Below are 15,097 nucleotides of genomic sequence, written 5' to 3' on the forward strand. Positions count from 1 at the left end.
CCCGCACCAGGAGCACCCGCATGAACGAAGGCGACGAGTTCGCGATCGCACTACACGCCGACGACGGCACTCTGATCGTCGGCATCAGGCCGGACGGCAGCATCCAACAGGGCCCCAACTACCGCCCGGACGAGGCGGCCCGCGAGTTCTGGGACGCCGTCACCCGCGCCGCACACAGCGCCGCGCCGTGGACGGAGGGCACCGATGGCTGACCTTCACGCCTGGACTCTTCAGCAGATCAGCAAGCGGGAAGCAACCGCGCTGGCCGCAACCGAGGGGCCATGGGTTCGGTGGGCTGACCAGGAGGTAATCCCTGGCTGGGATGGCTTCATCATGATCGGCGATGATGCGGCGGACGGTGAAGAATGCAACCCCGTCGCCAAAGTCAACATCGTCGAGGACTGTGAGCACATCACCCTCAACGATCCTGCCAGCGTGCTCCGTCGCTGTGCCGCCGATCGGAAGCTGATCGGCGACGTGGTGGCCGAGCGCCACATCCTCGTTGAGGACTGTTGGTACACCTGCGCGGCAGCCACCGAAGAACGCGACGGCGGCGAGAACTGCGACGACGAGCGACGCGGAGGGGCATGCGACTGCGGACGGGACGCCCGAGTCGAACGGCGCCTCCGCATCGTCGCCGAGGGGTACGGCTGGACGGAGAGCAGCGATGGCTGACCTGGACGTATTCGGCTGGGCCGCCGACGAGACAGGCTGCGGCTTCTACCGAATAGCCCTGCCCATGCAGGGTCTCACCGGGCTCGGCCACCGGGTTGCGCACAGCATGAAGATGCCGTCCGAAGCCCGCGACATCCCCGGCACGGTCATCGTGGGGCAGCGGGTGTGCAAGCCCGAGCCGTCCAAGCTGTGGCAGCAGCTCGCCAAGCAGGGCCGCAAACTGATCTATGAGGTCGACGACGACCTGTGGAACGTGGACGCGTCGTCCCCAGTCGCTCACGAGTACTTCGCCCGGCCCGAGATCCGCGCCGCGCTCCAGCGGAACATCGAAGTGGCGACCGCCGTCACCGTCACCACCGACCCGCTGGCCGAACGCGTCGCCCAGTGGAACCCGAACGTGCACATCGTGCCCAACGCCGTGCCCGACTGGCTCGTCGACCACCAGCCGCAGCAGCGCGACGACGGGGTCCTCACCATCGGCTGGGGCGGATCAGCTACCCACGCCATGGACTTCGACCAGGTCGCCGACCAGCTCCGCCGATTCCTCACCCGCAACCCCGGCACCGAGTTCCACTGCATCGGCAACAACTACGCCACCTGGATGCGCATCCCCGCCAACCGGGCTCGGTTCACGCCCTGGGTCGCCAACGTCGAAGACTTCCTGCGCACCATCGACTACCACGTAGGGATCGCCCCGCTCCGGCCGCACGTCTTTAACCAGGCCAAGTCTGCGCTCAAGGCGCTGGAGGCCGGGGCTCTCGGCATCCCGATCGTCGCCTCCGCCGTCCGCCCCTACGAGGACTACGTCTGGGACGGCACAACCGGATACCTCGTCCGCCGCGACCACGAGTGGGCTGCCTGCCTACGATCCCTCGCCTACGAGCCCGACATGCGCCGCGAGATGGGCATGGCAGCCCGCGAGCAGGCCCGACAGCACACCATCACCCAGACCGCACCACTGTGGGAGAAGGCGATCCTCGGATGACCAGACACTGCTTGCTCACCGGGGCCGGGGGATTCGCCGGCTCCCACGTCCTCCGCCATCTCATGGTCAACACCGACTGGACCGTCGCCGCGCCCGTGACCTTCCGGCACAAGGGCGTCCCCAAGAGGATCGCCTCCGCGCTCGAGACGAACCCCGAATGGTGGGAGCGTGTCGACGTCGTCTACTGCGACCTGTCCGCGCCCATCGACTCGGTAACCGCGGCCCGCTTCGGGCGGGTCGACTACCTGCTGAATGTCGCCTCGGAGTCGCACGTCGACCGCAGCATCGAGGCGCCGGGCACGTTCATCGAGAACAACGTTCGGCTCATGACCAACGTCCTCGACTACGCCCGCCAGGCTCGGCCGGCGGTAGTGCTACAGATGTCGACGGACGAGGTGTACGGCCCGGCACCGGACGGCTACGAGCACCGCGAATGGGAGGCGATCCTCCCTTCCAATCCGTACAGCGCGTCGAAGGCTGCACAGGAAGCCGTCGCGTTCTCCTACTGGAGGACTTACGATCTTCCGATCGTCATCACTAACACGATGAACATCATCGGCGAGATGGCCGACATCGAGAAGTTCGTCCCCAAGACGATGCGGGCGCTTGCCAAGGGCGAGCCTGCGACAGTGCACGTCTCCCCCGAGGGTCGGCCCGGCTCTCGCTTCTACCTGCACGCGAGGAACCTGGCGGACGCCTGGCTGTGGCTCCTCCGCAACCACACCCCGCAGATGTACGGGCAGCACGACCGGCCCTCCCGCTTCCACATCGTCGGCGAGCGGGAGGTCGACAACATCGAGATGGTGCATCTCCTTGCCCGGTTCATGGGCATCGAGGATCCGAAGCTCGACCTCGTCGATTTCCATTCGAGCCGGCCAGGCCACGACCTTCGATACGGGCTCGACGGGCGGAAGCTGGCCGAGGCGGGCTGGACGGCGCCGCTTCCCCTGGAGGATTCGCTGCGGCGGACGGTGGAGTGGACGCTGCGGCACCCGGAGTGGCTCGGGCTTGATGCCGCAGAGGTGTCGGCGTGAGCCGCCCGTACCGGGTCGCGGTCATCCCCACCAGGGACCGGCACGCCATGGTCTCCGAACTCATCGACGCTCTCTACCCACAGGTAGATGAGGCCTTGGTCATCGATAACAGGTCGGATCCACCGTTCCTGGCCGATGCGGACCGGTGGCCAGTCGATCCCGCCGGAGCGTGGGTGACGGTCTTGGCCCACGACGTGGACCCTCCGAACATCTCCGCGATGTGGAACATCGGCCTGCGGTACGCGTCCACCGTGGCTTTTCAGCATGGCGCCTCGCATTGCTACGACGTGATCGTGCTGAACTCAGACGTGTCCGTGTCGTCTGGCTGGGTGGAGGCGCTGTCGTCGGCGATGCGGTCGACGCCCGCGGTGCTGGCCTACCCGGATCAGTTCGGCGGCAGCGAGCAGATCCTCCACACCCGCGCCGAACCGGTCGATCTGCGGCAGCGGATCACGGGCTATGCGTACATGCTGCGTGGCGAGGCGGGGCTGCGCCTGGACGAGTCGATGGCCTGGTGGTACTCGGACGACTCGCTCGATTGGGAAGCGCGGGAACAGGGCGGCGCGCTCCTCGTGCCCGGCCTGGCCGTGGAACATCGCTGCCCGAACGGGTCCATGCAGGAACGGCCCGAGTTGGAGGCTCAAGCCGCTCGGGATCGGGAGACGTTCATCGCCAAGTGGGGCCAGGCCCCTCATTGATTGGAGGCAGATCGTGAAGCCGTTGGCTGAGAGATTCTGGTCCAAGGTGGATCGCCATGGAGAGTGCTGGCTGTGGACAGCAGCCGTTGATGGAAAGGGCTACGGAAAGCTCAGCGTGGATAAGAAGACCACTGCTGCTCACCGGCTTGCGTACACCCTGGGCATTGGTCCAATACCGGCGGGTCTCGTGGTGCGGCACACCTGCGACAATCCTCCCTGCGTGAACCCGCACCACCTGATCCTTGGGACGATGGCGGAGAACTCTCGCGACATGGTAGAGCGCGGCCGACATCCGCGGATTGGGCGATCTACCTGCACCCGGGGACACGCCCTGACGGAAGCGAACACGTACCGCCGCCCCGACAGGCACGGTGCCCGAGAATGCCGAATATGCATCGGCGTGGTCAATCGCCGCTCGTATCGCAAACTGCGAGACGCTAATGCATCCTGAAGCGCGTGACGGGCTGGCCCGCATGCTGAAAGACTCCGGGCTGGCGCTCGGCGCCCCGTGGCGGGTGCTGGATCTGGGCGGCCGGGACGTCAACGGCAGCATCCGCGACCTGCTCCCCCACGCCACATGGGTCGGCTGCGACGTCGAGCCGGGCCCCGGGGTGGATCTGGTGCACGACGCGACACGGCCGTGGCCGATCGGCTGGGACCGCTACGACCTGGTCGTCTGCACCGAGGTTCTGGAGCACGTGCAGTTGTGGCGGTGCATCCTCCAGACCGCCTCAGAGGCCCTCCGTCCGGGTGGCCCGCAGACCCTGTTCGTCACCTGCGCCTCCGACGGCAGGCACCCGCATGGGGCCTCTGGTGCCCCGTCCCCGGCCCCGGGCGAGTGGTACCGCAACGTGTCCCCGCAGCCGCTCCAAGAGGAGCTGGAGCACCTATTCCGGCAGGCTACCGTCACCTACAGCCCGAGACCCGGTGACGCCTACGCGTGGGCCCAAGGAGTGAAGCGATGAATGACGCCCTGGTGGAGTTCCTGCGAGCGCGGCTCGATGAGGACGACGCAGAGGCGCGGCGCGTGCCGCCGAACCAGTCGCCCACCGAGCTTCGGGCGATGGTCCTGCGCGAGGGCGGCCAGCCGTTCCTCGTTGTCGCATCAGAGCGGGTGATGCGCGAGGTCGACGCCAAGCGGCGTCTCGTTGGTCTGCATGAGCGCCTGAGCGGCGATGCGCCGTTCTGCGTCACGTGCGACGCCCCAAGCGGGATCCCCGGACGCGACCACGGATGCGACACAATCCGGCTCCTCGCGCTGCCCTATTCCGACCACCCGGACTACCGCGAGGAGTGGCGGCCATGAGCGGCATCACGGTGGTGATCCCCACCCACCTGGCGAGAGTCCGGAACGGGATGACCAAGCGGGCCATCGGCTCCGTGCTGGGCCAGACCCTGCCTGCCGAGTCCGTCGTCGTCGAGCACGATCTCACCCACGCCGGAGCTCCAGCAACCCGGGACCGCGGGCTGCAGAAGGTCGTAACGCCGTGGACGGCGTTCCTCGACTCCGACGACCAGCTCAAGCCGATCCACCTGGAACGGCTCATGGAGTGCGCGATCGAGACCGGCGCCGACTACGTGTACGCCTGGTACGAGGCCGTGGGCTTCGGTGCCGATCCCCTCCCCCACTTCGGCCGCCGTTTCGATCCGGAGCGGCCGACACAGACGACCATCACGATCCTGGTCCGCACTGAGCTCGCCCAGAGCGTGGGCTTCCGGCAGCCACCGGAAGGTGCCCTCATCAACGGGGAGCGCTATGGCGAGGACTTCCAGTTCACCGTTGAGTGCGTCAAGGCCGGCGCCCGCATCGAGCACCTACCGGAACGCACCTGGTTGTGGAACCTGCACGGCGCCAACACCTCCGGCGACCCCGACCGCGGCGACGCCCGCACCCGATAGGAGACAGCGATGGCCGGCCAGATCAGCATGGAAGCAGCGCTCGCCGCGTGCCGGGAGCGCATGGGCGAGCTCGTGTACGAGTCGGTGCTGCTGCGCACGAAGGTCAAGGAACTCGAGGCCGAACTGGAGCAGCTGCGTCAGCATGCACCGACCGGGCCCGAGATGATCCCTCCCCCTCCGGGGCCGGGCGGCCAGTCGGGGCTAGGCGCGGCGGAGTAGGCCGATCACGCCGACCTCGACGGACATGACGGTCTCGAACAGGGACATGGCCCCTCCTAGATGGTGTTGGACACGACGGAGCTCTTCGTCGAGTACACCCCTGTCGCTCCGGGGATTGATTCAAAGTAGGTCTTCACTGCCTGGGCGAGGGCGGCTTCGTCGACTTCGGCGCCGTCGTTGAGGCTGAGGACGACTTGGGGCGCGGTGTTGGGCAGGGTGGCGTTGATGAGGATGAAGGGGTAGTTGAGGTCTGCCATGTCGTCTCCTATGCGATTCGTTCTGTGACCATCCATGATCCGGCTTTGACGGTGAGGCCGGATGCGTCGGATACGTTCTGGGCCCATTGCAGCTGGAGGGTGCCTGCGGTTCCGGCGGTGACGATGATTCCTTTGATGACGAGTGCGGTCTGGCTTGTGCCGACGCCATAGCTGAGCGTCTGTGTGGGCGAAGTGGTTTGACTGGGGCGGCCTATCCATTCGGCGTTTGAGCTGGTGCCGCTGCTTAGGTCGGTGACGTGGGCGCCTGTGCCCGTCATGTGGAGGGTTGAGCTGGTGGGGATGGTGAAGGCGGTCTTGATGTCGCCGACGAAGTCTCCGGAGGCTTCGATGGTGAAGAGGACGACCTCGAAGGTGTAGGTGGCGTTGGCGGCGACGGCGGCGGACAGATGGTCGTCGTTTTGGAGGGTGGCGTTGCTGGTGAGGGTTTCGTCAGCTGTCTTACGGGCGAACTGCTTCTGCCCGATACCGGACGCGGTGAGGTTGCCTGTGACGGTGAGGTTGCCGGTGAGGGTCAAGGTTGCGGTGCCCGACCGGGCAACGCTGACGTCGGCGAAAGTGGATCCTCCGGGGCCCCAGCCTGTGTTGCCGTCGGTGTTGACGAACCAGCGGGACACCGTGTCACCCGGGAGCCGACCTGAAATGAGGGTTGCACTTGTGGTGCTGTTGATCACCGCGAGGTTGGCGTCGCTGGGGCTGCCGCCGACTATGAGTTGTCCGCCGCTGGTGAGGTTCAGGTCGCTGGCGAAAGTGCTGGCCGAGTTGGGTATCTGTACCCAGCCCCCGGAGGCTGGCGAGGAGCCGTTGTGGACGTAGGTGCGGGCGGTGTCGGTCTCCCTGATGGCCTTGCCGCTGTACGGCGCCGATGGGCGGGTGGTGGACGTGCAGGCTTGGAAGCCTGCCGCAAGATCGAGCTTGTCCCAGTTCTGGTTGAGGTCTTGCTGGACGTTGACGAGCTCGGAGCCGTCGTTGAGGGGCTTGTACAGGCCGAGCCTGCTGGTAGACGGTTCAGGCATGGTCGGCCTCCTCGTTCTTGCCGCTGTGGGCGTTCGCCCTGCGGGCGATCCCGGGGTCTATGGGCAGCCCGGCGCGGTCGGGTAGTTGTTCGCCACGCAGGCGGCGGCGGGTGCGGTCTACGTGTTGAGCCATGGCCGCCACCCGCTCGGGGTCTATGCCGCGCTGCCGAATCGCGTCGAACGGGTCCTTGCTCCCCTTGGGGACGGAGACCCGCACCCGGTTGGCCTTGGTGTGCTGAATGCGCAGCAGGTGCGCCTCGCGGGCCTGCTCGACCGTTTCTGCCGTGTACAGGGTTGTGGGCACCAGATCCCCTGCCCGCACTGTGCCCCGCGACACAGGCGCCATCGACATGAGCCCAGCGGCGGCTGCCGGGTCGTCGTCTGCGCTGAGCCTGTCGTCCGGGTGTGGGGTGTGCGGCTCGTGCAGGACGATGTCGAGCAGGGTGTCCGTGTCGGTCGGGTCGATGCCGTATTCGGCGGCTCTCCACTCCAGGGTGTTTTTGGGGAAGACGTGGTGCCGTACTGTCCCGGCTACGTCTTGGTAGGTGATGCTCCACAGGTCACGCTCGGTGTCCTCCGCGACGGCGGTGATCGTGTATTCGGCAGGGGCCATCATGACGTCCTAAACACCCAGAAGTTGAGGTCCCAGTTGCCGGATCCGGCTGGGCTGATGTCGACGCTGAACCCGCTGGTGGATTCCGCTACGACACCGAATGTGTGGAGCACGTTGTCGTACACGGTGACGATGGGGCGCATGAACGAATCCATGGTCGGCCCATAGCTGACGGCGATACCCGTCCCCGCGTTGATCACGATGTGGCCCGTGAACAAGCCCTCATTGCTGTCGATCGCAGCAAAGTCCTTCCAGCGCCCGTAGTGGCGGGTGATGCCGTCGTTCTGGAATCGCATGTAGTTGGCGTTGCTGCTGCCGTCCGTCCAGCCCACGTCGCCGATGTTGTCGGTGATGCGGGTGAAGCCGCCGCGAGTGCTCTGGTCATCTGCGCGAATGATCTCGAAAATGCTGACCGTGTCGGTGAGGAATAGACGCGGGGATACAGTGACGCCACCGTCGTCGTACTGGCCACCGTTGATGCCCAGCGAGGGGTACGTATCGAAACCCACAGCGTTGATGAACGCGTAGTCGCTGCCGACCGTCGGATAGAAACGGATCTCCGGGAGGTAGGTGGCGGTCGGGTTGATCTCGATGCGGCGGCCTGTGGTGCCCGAGAAGAGCTGGCCGACGATGCTCACGTCGCCTGTGGCGGCCTCGGCGAAGAAGGTGCGGGTGCCGCCCGCGTTGTACACCTCGATGCCGTCGACACTGATGCGGGTGCGCGCCCCCGTGTCAGCAGTCTTGATCTCCCCGGCCATCACCCATGAGGCGCTAATCGTGCCCGCTGTCACCTTGGAGACGGTGAGGTCGGAGATGTGGGCGTCGTCGATCAGCAGGGCGGTCGCGGTGGCCGCATCGCTCGGCCCGCTCTTGTTGCCGGTGATATCGACGGCGACCACCCGCACGTAGCGGGCACTGGTCTCCTCCACCGGGACGGTGGCCACGACCGGGATACCGGCCTGGATCATGCCGCTCGTGGCGGACGCCTTGGCCTTCAGTGTGTCGTCGGACGGCGTGAAGGTGGGCTCGTAGTCGATGTGGATCTCAAGGTGGTGCAGGTCGCTCTCAAGGTTGTACGTGCCCCCCGAGCTTTTGCCGAGGGTGTGGGTGACCTGCACGGCGATTCGGCTGGCCGCGACGGTCGGTGCGGCCGGCGTGCTGGGCGGGATGTTGTCCTCGGATGCGACGAACGTGGTGACGGGCCCCCAGGCGCCGATGTTGCCTGCCTTATCCACGGCCCGGATCTGTACGTCGTAGCCCACGCCCGGCGACAGATCCTGGAGTTGCGCCGTGGATTCGCCCCAGGCGACGAACATGGTCTGCCAGTCGTCGTCGGGGGCGGCGAATGGTTGCACCCATGTTTGCAGGTCCATCCATCGCACCTGTGAGACCTGCGACCAGGTGGCCGGGTAGATCATGTCGGTGTCGATCGCCCAACGGATTTCGAAGTGATCCCCGTCCAGGACCGTGGAGCCGTCCACATTGTTGGGGGCGTTCCACGAGAGGACGACCCGGGCCCGGGTGAAGCCGCGGCCGTCCAGATAGGCGGAGCCGACGAACGGCTCCACGAAGGTCGGCACCCCCGGGACACTCGTGTCCGAGTTCGGCCGCGACCCCACCGGCTCCGTGCCGGCGTTGGTCAGGGCGCGCGCCCAGCCGCCCACGGTGACGTAGACGGTGTGGGAGCCGTCCCATTCGACGTGGTCGGTGAGGTCGTACCAGGTGCCGTCGGCTGCCCGGTAGGCGACCGTGTATCCCTCGGTGATGGGCCATCTGGCTTCGGTGATTTGCAGTTTGATCGGGTTGAGGCGCTCCCCGCGGAAGGTGATTTCGTTGCTGGTGTCGACGAGTCCGGCGCCCGGGTCCCAGACCCACACGTAGTCGCCGACGTCGAAGCTGCCTTCGATGTAGTAGTTGTCGGTCTCTACGGTGATCTCGTCCTGGCTGGACGTGTACTGGGACAGCAGCAGCTCGGCGCGAGTGTCGGCGTTGGTGACGCTCGTGTCGCTCTCGCTGGCCAGGCGGGTGAGCTTGAGCGGGTTGCCGTGGACGTCTTTGTACGGGGTGGCCGGGCTGATGTCGGCCGCGCCTGTGGCGATGGACTCGCCCTGGCCTTCAGCGAGCAGCACAACGCGGGTGGAGTAGTCCTCCATGTCGCGGGTGACACCGAAGGCGCCGGGCACCGACTCCAGGCCGGAGGTGTCCTTGCCTGCGCTCTTGCGGGAGATCACGCACCGGGGGCTGGTGACGTACAGGTCGCTCTCGGGGCCGGCGTCGATAGTGCCGTTGCCGTTGACGCGCCAGCCGACCTTTTCCCCGGACGAGGCAGAGAACGTGTCGCACACGTAGCTGATGGCGGTCCGCGGGGACTCGTACTGGTGTCGGCCGGAGTAGGTGCCGGGGACGCTGTAGAGGGTGCCCTCTGTTACGGCGCCTGAGGCGGGTAGTAGTGCGCGGATGGTGTTGGCGAACGTGGCGGAGGCGGGTTCGACAGCGTTCTCGTACACCGAGCCTTTGTCGTCTTCGTCGCCGAGCCACATGGCCATGCCGACGCCGTTGAGCGCGTACCCCTGTTCGACGATCTTGGTGCGCCGGTCGTCGCCTGTGGTGTCGCGGCCACGGACGACGCCGACGTAGCGCGCCGCGGTGAGGAGGTTGTCTCCGTACTGCTGGGGGTCTATGCGGCCGGGGATGAAGGCGACATGCCCGAAGTAGTCGATGTGGTCCCACAGGTCGGGTGGGGTCGTGGTTTTGAGGGTGAACTCCCACGAGCCGAGAGCGGAGAGTACCTGCGTCACGGTCATCCGGTCGTCACCGCCTCACCGCGTAGATCGTTTCGGGTAGGGCTCCGATGTACTGGTTCCGCAGGTCGAGTGCGGTGTCGCCGGCCGCGGCGGATGCGCCCCCTGCGGCGACTCCGATCCAGAAGTCCAAGGATGTGGTGGCCGTCTTCTGGATGCCACCGTTGGGGTGGGCAGTGAAGGTGCGGGCGCTGCCGCAGGCGAACCGATTACCGTCCGCATCATCGCCGCTGGCGACGACGTAGCCGGACGCGGCGGCGCTCGTGTTGGTCTCCAGCGTGCTGCGGTAGGCGGCGAGGGTGTTGGAGGTGCTGGTCTGGAGGTAGCCCTCGACGGTGCGGGCGCCGCGGCGCAGCGCGAGGTCCAGTGTCGCCCGGCCCGGGTTGAGGCCCTTGGTGAGGCGGAGGATGGCGTGCTCGCAGTCGTTGCGGAGGAGCGTGGCCCCGTCCCAGCCGCTGATGCTTGAGGCGCTCCCGGCAACGGAGACGTTCCATTCCTTGGAGTGCCAGGCGCCGCCCGTGTACGCCTGTACATCGAGGGTGCCGCTGGCGCCGGTGGTGATGTTGACGAGCCCATTGGTGAGCGCCCACCCGGCCGGTTCGAGGCGCTGGTCTGCGCCGCACAGTTCCGTGGCCGACGAGGTGAGACGTACCCGGCCGTCGAGGTAGTTGGTGGGGTCGCAGCCCCAGCGCGGCGAGGTGGCCGGGGGGATGCTGCGGTATACGGTCATGGCCCCATCGGCGCCCGTGCGGGTCATGGTGGTGGGGTTGCTGCTGCCGGTCTGGTAGCCGTAGTGGCCGATGGGCGGGGCATGCCACCGCTCTCCAGGCAGGCTGAAGTCGTTGACCCGGGCCACTCCGGTGAGGCGCGACTGGAGGTCGATCTCTGTGTCCGTGCCGAGGCGGTTGAGGCTGAGCTTCCAGTCGGAGGTGACGATGTCGGTGCGCCACTCGGTGTACTCGGCGGAGACCGAGGCCACGTAGACGTAGCAGTTGCGCTCGGGCTTGTCGGTGAACGTGACCGGGTGGACGCAGCCTGTGTCGAGGGCGCACAGGTTGTCGTGCCGCCACACCAGTTCGGCCCGGGTCAGGGGCGGGCTCGACTCCTGCCCTTCCAGGTCGATACTGCGGCTGTCTCCGCTGGACTCGGCCGCCTTGAACGTCTCTCGGAGGAGAAGGCGGCCGATGCGCAGGTCTCCGTAGTCGCCTTGGGGCATCAGCGCCTCCGTTCCTTGTCGCGATTGCGGAGGGCCTCGGAGACCTCGGCTGCGAGGGCTTCGGCTACGCGGCGACGCTCCGCGGGGGACGCCATGTCGAAGCTGCCGGACACGGTCACATTGAGGTTCTGGATGGTGGTCATGGCTGCGGCGTTTTGCCATGCCTGGGGCGGGCTGGAGGGTGTGACGAGCCGCATGGTGCCCGGTGTGGTGATCAGGCTCTTGCGGGATGTGAGTCCCTGGTTGAAGCCGTCGACTGTGTGCTGGCCGAGCTTGGCCATGACTCGGCTGGGGCTGCGGATGCCGAGGGCGGATTTGATGGCCCGCTCCATGCTCTTGGCGATGGTCATCATTTGGGCTTCGATGGCCTTCTGCTTTTCCGTGAGTCCCTTCACCAGTCCGTCTGCCGCCTTGATGCCCGCCCCGTACATGCTGTCGGCGACGGTGGTTCCGGCTTTGTCGGCGGAGGACACGAGCTGTGCCTGCAGAGCGTTGATCTGGGCGATCTGCTCTGGTGTGGCAGTGAGGAGGGATTGGGCTGTGGCCATTCCGCCGCCGGTGACGCCCGCCGCCGCAATATCGGAGATCATCTGGGCGTTGAGTCCGCGCTTCTTCAGCTCGTCCAGTTGCTTGGCGAAGTCTCCGGTGCGGGTGGTGTCGGACTTGAGCTGGTTGATGAGCGTTGATGCCGAAGTCCCGTACTTGCCGATCTTGGTGATGTTGCCGAAGCCGACCAGGCTGGACTTGACCGAGGTTTTGAGGCTGTCGAACTGGCCCTTGAGGTCGTTGAGCTTGTCCTTGGCCGAGTCGAGGGCCTTGCTGTTGGCTTCCGCCGAGTCCCGCAGTTTGAACAGCGACGACGCCGAGCGGGTCAGCTGGTTCAGGAGCCGTGTTTCGGTCGCCCCCGCGAACGATCCCTTGATCTTCGTTTGGAGGCTGTACAGCGACGAGATCAACGCCGACTCGTCAGCGGGCTTGGCGAGCATGCCCCGGATCTCCGGGTTCACCCAGCCCGCGATCGTCGACATGTTGCCGAGGGTCACGGCCCCACGCAGCGACGACCGGGCCTCAGCCTGCTTCCGCGCGGCCTCCTTCTGCTTCTCCGTCAGCCCGCCCTTCGCGAAGCGAGGCAGACGCCCAGCGTTGACCGCATCCATGAAGCCGACGCCGTACTTGGCGACCGCCGCGGCCCGTACCACATACTCCGCGTTCGACACCCGGGCCGGGCCGTTCGCGAACAGGCCCAGAATGCTGTCCGACGTACCCGTGCCCGGCCCCTGGATCAGGCCGCCGCCCGGGAACGCCTGCATGTCCACATGCCCGCCGGAGGCGTAGCCGCGGAGCAAACCGCCCCGTGCGTTGGCGGGGATACCGCCAGGGCCGGCGTGCCCAGGCGGCTTGCCCACCTGCCGGTACATGGTCGTGATCGTGATGGTGCGGTTCTGTAGCCCGTCGCGCGCCCGCTTGACCGCGGCCAGGTTGGCCAGTGCCGTCCCGGTGAGGGCGGTCACCTTGACTGACCCATCGGGCAGGCGCTTGACCTTGAATCCCACGGCCTCCAGCGCCGCGATGGCCGAGTTGGTCAAAGACTTCACGGTGATGCTCTTGCTGCCCGGTGTGGCTTTGATCTTCGAGATGACGGCGTTCAGGCCCGCGATGGCGTCCTCACGCTGCATCTCGATCTTGGTCTTGTGGGAGTCCGGGATCTTCAGGATCTGAGACGCGAGCCGGTTGGCCTCGGTACTGCTCAGGCCCATCTGTATGGCGAAATCGATCAGCTTCTCGCGGCCCCGCGAGTAGATGGCGTTGACCGACTCCCAGCTCTGGCCGGACTCACGGGCCTTGGTGGCGGCGTCATCGGTCTTGGTGGCCAGGTCCTGCAGAGCGGTGGACGCGTCCCGGGCCTTCTGGCTGTTCAGGTCGAGCTCGCCATGGACCATGCGGAGCGAGTCAGCGTTGGTCTTCGCCGCCTTCGCGGCGTCGTCGATGGCCTGCTCGAAGCCGATCATTCCGCCGAGTCCGGCGCGGTTCACCTCGTTCAGCGCGACGATCGACTGTCGCAGCCCGTCAGTCGACCGCTTCTGCTCGTCGAGCTTGGCCTTCGTGCTCATGGCTTGCTGCCCGAAGAGCCCCATGCCCTGGGCGGCAAGCTGCTGGTCGGCTTTCAGCGCAGCCACGCTTGCCTTGTACTCCGGAAACAGCTTGTTGATCTCTTTGGTGGAGTACCCGGCATCCGACATGGCCTTCTTGATCCGGTCGAAACCGGAGGCGGCCTGCTCTGCATTGCCGGAGCTGACCATCTGAGCCATGGACTTGTCGAGCGATTCGAAGTCCTCCTGGAGCGCCTTGAGAGACTTCCCGCCCATGACCAGGTCATCGACCTTGCCCGACACCCAGTGCGCCACATCGTCCAAGACGGGGACTTTGATCCCCAAGACATTCTTCTTGCTCGCCTCGGTGGCCTTGTCGAGCTCCTTCACCTTGGCGATCAGGCCGTCCATGTTGCCGAACGTCTTCTGCAACTCGCCCGTGAACTGGCCCGAGCTGGCCAGGTTCTTCAGCGAGGTGGTGAGCTTGTCCACATCCGGTGGCGCACCCCTCGCCTTCTCCGCCAGCTTGGAGATGCCATAGGCCACGCCGCCGAGGATGCCGAGACCGGCGGCGACCTTCTGCATGCGCGTCATGTTCTGCACCGCGCCAGACAGGGCGCCGGACAAGCCGCCAAAACGGGCCGCGCGCACGAAGTTGGCAAGGTTGGTGGCTGCCGCAGAGGTGGTGACCGCCGTCAGAGCTGCCGCACCCAGCCGGGCCAGCTTGAACGCCGCATACAACTGCAGGAAGTTGGAGATCACGCCGCTGGGCACAGCGTTGACGAGCTTGGCCAGCCCGTTCGCCACGGTCAGCAGGGTGACACCGAGATCCCCACCAGAGTCGACGAGATGCAGCGCGGCCTTGGCAATGTTCCCCAAGGTTTCGGCGATCAGTGGGCCCATCTCGCGAGCCCGCGTCATGAAGTCATCGAACCCCCCGCCCGCAGCGAACGAGGCGAGCTTCTCCCCCAGGTGAACGATGCCGTCCAGCATGAACCGCAGACTCTTCTGCGCGAAACTGTCCACCTTCACCATGAACGCGTCGAACCCGGGCGACGCCACCCCGCCGGCGATCAGGGTCACGAACCGATCCAGCTCCGTCGACGCGGTCTTTACCAGCGGGCTCATCTTCGGCAGCAGCGCCTGGAACAACTGCAAGCTGTGTGTGACGGGCTTCATCGTGTCGTCAGCCAAACTGTCCGACCACGCCTTGTAGGAGTCCTTCAGCGACACGAACGCCGCAGTCGCCTCCCGGGTAGCCTGCGGCATCTTCGACAGCGTCTGCTGGTACTCGTTCTCGGCCTTCGCCGCCTCCTGTGAGGACTTGCCTGACTTCTCGACAGCGTCCTTGTATTTGCCCTGAGCCTTGACCGCGTCGGACATTTTGGAGATCTGCGGGATCACCGCTGCCCCGAACGCGGCCAGCGAGGTGCCTGCGGCGGCGATCCCCGCGCCAGCAACAGCGGCAGCCGGCCCGACCGCCCCCAGTGCCCCGATGACGCCGAGGATGGCGGCCTCGGCCTTCTCGGTGCGCGCATCAACCTGCACATGGCCGGAGGCGACAAGGAACGACATC

The 15,097-nt window shown here is 66.4% G+C and carries 16 protein-coding genes; 10 read left to right on the forward strand and 6 right to left on the reverse strand.

Annotated features, from left to right (window positions below):
• The 10 genes from NQU54_RS22390 to NQU54_RS22430 form a co-directional block, all read left to right on the forward strand.
• The coding region (locus tag NQU54_RS22390; protein WP_257632621.1) for a hypothetical protein at nucleotides 1-212 on the forward strand (212 nt) is incomplete at its 5' end.
• Nucleotides 205-675: a DUF6221 family protein gene (locus NQU54_RS22395; protein ID WP_257632622.1), complete on the forward strand. Its 471-nt coding sequence runs from the start codon at nucleotides 205-207 to the stop codon at nucleotides 673-675. The genes NQU54_RS22390 and NQU54_RS22395, both read left to right, overlap by 8 nt.
• The gene (locus NQU54_RS22400) at nucleotides 668-1,660 is read left to right on the forward strand and encodes a glycosyltransferase (protein WP_257632623.1); all 993 of its coding nucleotides are present in this window, start codon (nucleotides 668-670) and stop codon (nucleotides 1,658-1,660) included. The genes NQU54_RS22395 and NQU54_RS22400 overlap by 8 nt, the downstream gene beginning before the upstream one ends.
• Nucleotides 1,657-2,694, forward strand: coding sequence for an NAD-dependent epimerase/dehydratase family protein (locus NQU54_RS22405; protein WP_257632624.1), 1,038 nt, complete (start codon nucleotides 1,657-1,659; stop codon nucleotides 2,692-2,694). The genes NQU54_RS22400 and NQU54_RS22405 overlap by 4 nt, the downstream gene beginning before the upstream one ends.
• Entirely contained in the window at nucleotides 2,691-3,392 is a 702-nt protein-coding gene (locus tag NQU54_RS22410) for a glycosyltransferase family 2 protein (RefSeq protein WP_257632625.1), read from the forward strand. The genes NQU54_RS22405 and NQU54_RS22410 overlap by 4 nt, the downstream gene beginning before the upstream one ends.
• 115 nt (nucleotides 3,393-3,507) lie before the next feature.
• On the forward strand, nucleotides 3,508-3,843 hold the full coding sequence (locus tag NQU54_RS50140) for an HNH endonuclease signature motif containing protein (protein ID WP_372505985.1): 336 nt from the start codon (nucleotides 3,508-3,510) through the stop codon (nucleotides 3,841-3,843).
• Nucleotides 3,833-4,357 (forward strand): class I SAM-dependent methyltransferase, encoded by a 525-nt coding sequence (locus NQU54_RS22415; protein ID WP_372505986.1) that lies wholly within the window; start codon nucleotides 3,833-3,835, stop codon nucleotides 4,355-4,357. The genes NQU54_RS50140 and NQU54_RS22415 overlap by 11 nt, the downstream gene beginning before the upstream one ends.
• Complete coding sequence (locus tag NQU54_RS22420; RefSeq protein WP_257632627.1) at nucleotides 4,354-4,698, forward strand: DUF6221 family protein; 345 nt, start codon at nucleotides 4,354-4,356, stop codon at nucleotides 4,696-4,698. The genes NQU54_RS22415 and NQU54_RS22420 overlap by 4 nt, the downstream gene beginning before the upstream one ends.
• Nucleotides 4,695-5,291 (forward strand): glycosyltransferase family 2 protein, encoded by a 597-nt coding sequence (locus NQU54_RS22425; RefSeq protein WP_257632628.1) that lies wholly within the window; start codon nucleotides 4,695-4,697, stop codon nucleotides 5,289-5,291. Before NQU54_RS22420 ends, NQU54_RS22425 begins: the two co-directional genes overlap by 4 nt.
• Nucleotides 5,292-5,300: 9 nt before the next feature.
• Nucleotides 5,301-5,510: a hypothetical protein gene (locus NQU54_RS22430; RefSeq protein WP_257632629.1), complete on the forward strand. Its 210-nt coding sequence runs from the start codon at nucleotides 5,301-5,303 to the stop codon at nucleotides 5,508-5,510.
• A 56-nt stretch (nucleotides 5,511-5,566) separates the two neighbouring features.
• On the opposite strand, the gene NQU54_RS22435 is transcribed toward NQU54_RS22430, so the two are convergent.
• Genes NQU54_RS22435 through NQU54_RS22460 form a run of 6 tightly spaced genes read right to left on the reverse strand, consistent with a single transcriptional unit; the run spans nucleotide 5,567 to nucleotide 15,096 of the window.
• On the reverse strand, nucleotides 5,567-5,767 hold the full coding sequence (locus NQU54_RS22435) for a hypothetical protein (RefSeq protein WP_257632630.1): 201 nt from the start codon (nucleotides 5,765-5,767) through the stop codon (nucleotides 5,567-5,569).
• Nucleotides 5,768-5,775: 8 nt separating this feature from the next.
• Nucleotides 5,776-6,801, reverse strand: coding sequence for a hypothetical protein (locus NQU54_RS22440; protein ID WP_257632631.1), 1,026 nt, complete (start codon nucleotides 6,799-6,801; stop codon nucleotides 5,776-5,778).
• The gene (locus NQU54_RS22445) at nucleotides 6,794-7,414 is read right to left on the reverse strand and encodes a hypothetical protein (protein WP_257632632.1); all 621 of its coding nucleotides are present in this window, start codon (nucleotides 7,412-7,414) and stop codon (nucleotides 6,794-6,796) included. Before NQU54_RS22445 ends, NQU54_RS22440 begins: the two co-directional genes overlap by 8 nt.
• Nucleotides 7,414-10,218 carry a fibronectin type III domain-containing protein gene (locus tag NQU54_RS22450; RefSeq protein WP_257632633.1) on the reverse strand — a complete coding sequence of 935 codons (2,805 nt, stop codon included), beginning with the start codon at nucleotides 10,216-10,218 and terminating at the stop codon, nucleotides 7,414-7,416. The genes NQU54_RS22445 and NQU54_RS22450 overlap by 1 nt, the downstream gene beginning before the upstream one ends.
• A 7-nt stretch (nucleotides 10,219-10,225) precedes the next feature.
• Nucleotides 10,226-11,431 carry a hypothetical protein gene (locus NQU54_RS22455; RefSeq protein WP_257632634.1) on the reverse strand — a complete coding sequence of 402 codons (1,206 nt, stop codon included), beginning with the start codon at nucleotides 11,429-11,431 and terminating at the stop codon, nucleotides 10,226-10,228.
• A complete protein-coding gene (locus NQU54_RS22460) occupies nucleotides 11,431-15,096 on the reverse strand; it encodes a phage tail protein (RefSeq protein ID WP_257632635.1) in 3,666 nt (1,221 codons plus the stop codon). Before NQU54_RS22460 ends, NQU54_RS22455 begins: the two co-directional genes overlap by 1 nt.
• Nucleotide 15,097 lies beyond the last annotated feature (1 nt).

It is taken from the genome of Streptomyces malaysiensis subsp. samsunensis (assembly GCF_024519315.1).
In the GTDB taxonomy this organism is placed as follows: domain Bacteria; phylum Actinomycetota; class Actinomycetes; order Streptomycetales; family Streptomycetaceae; genus Streptomyces; species Streptomyces malaysiensis.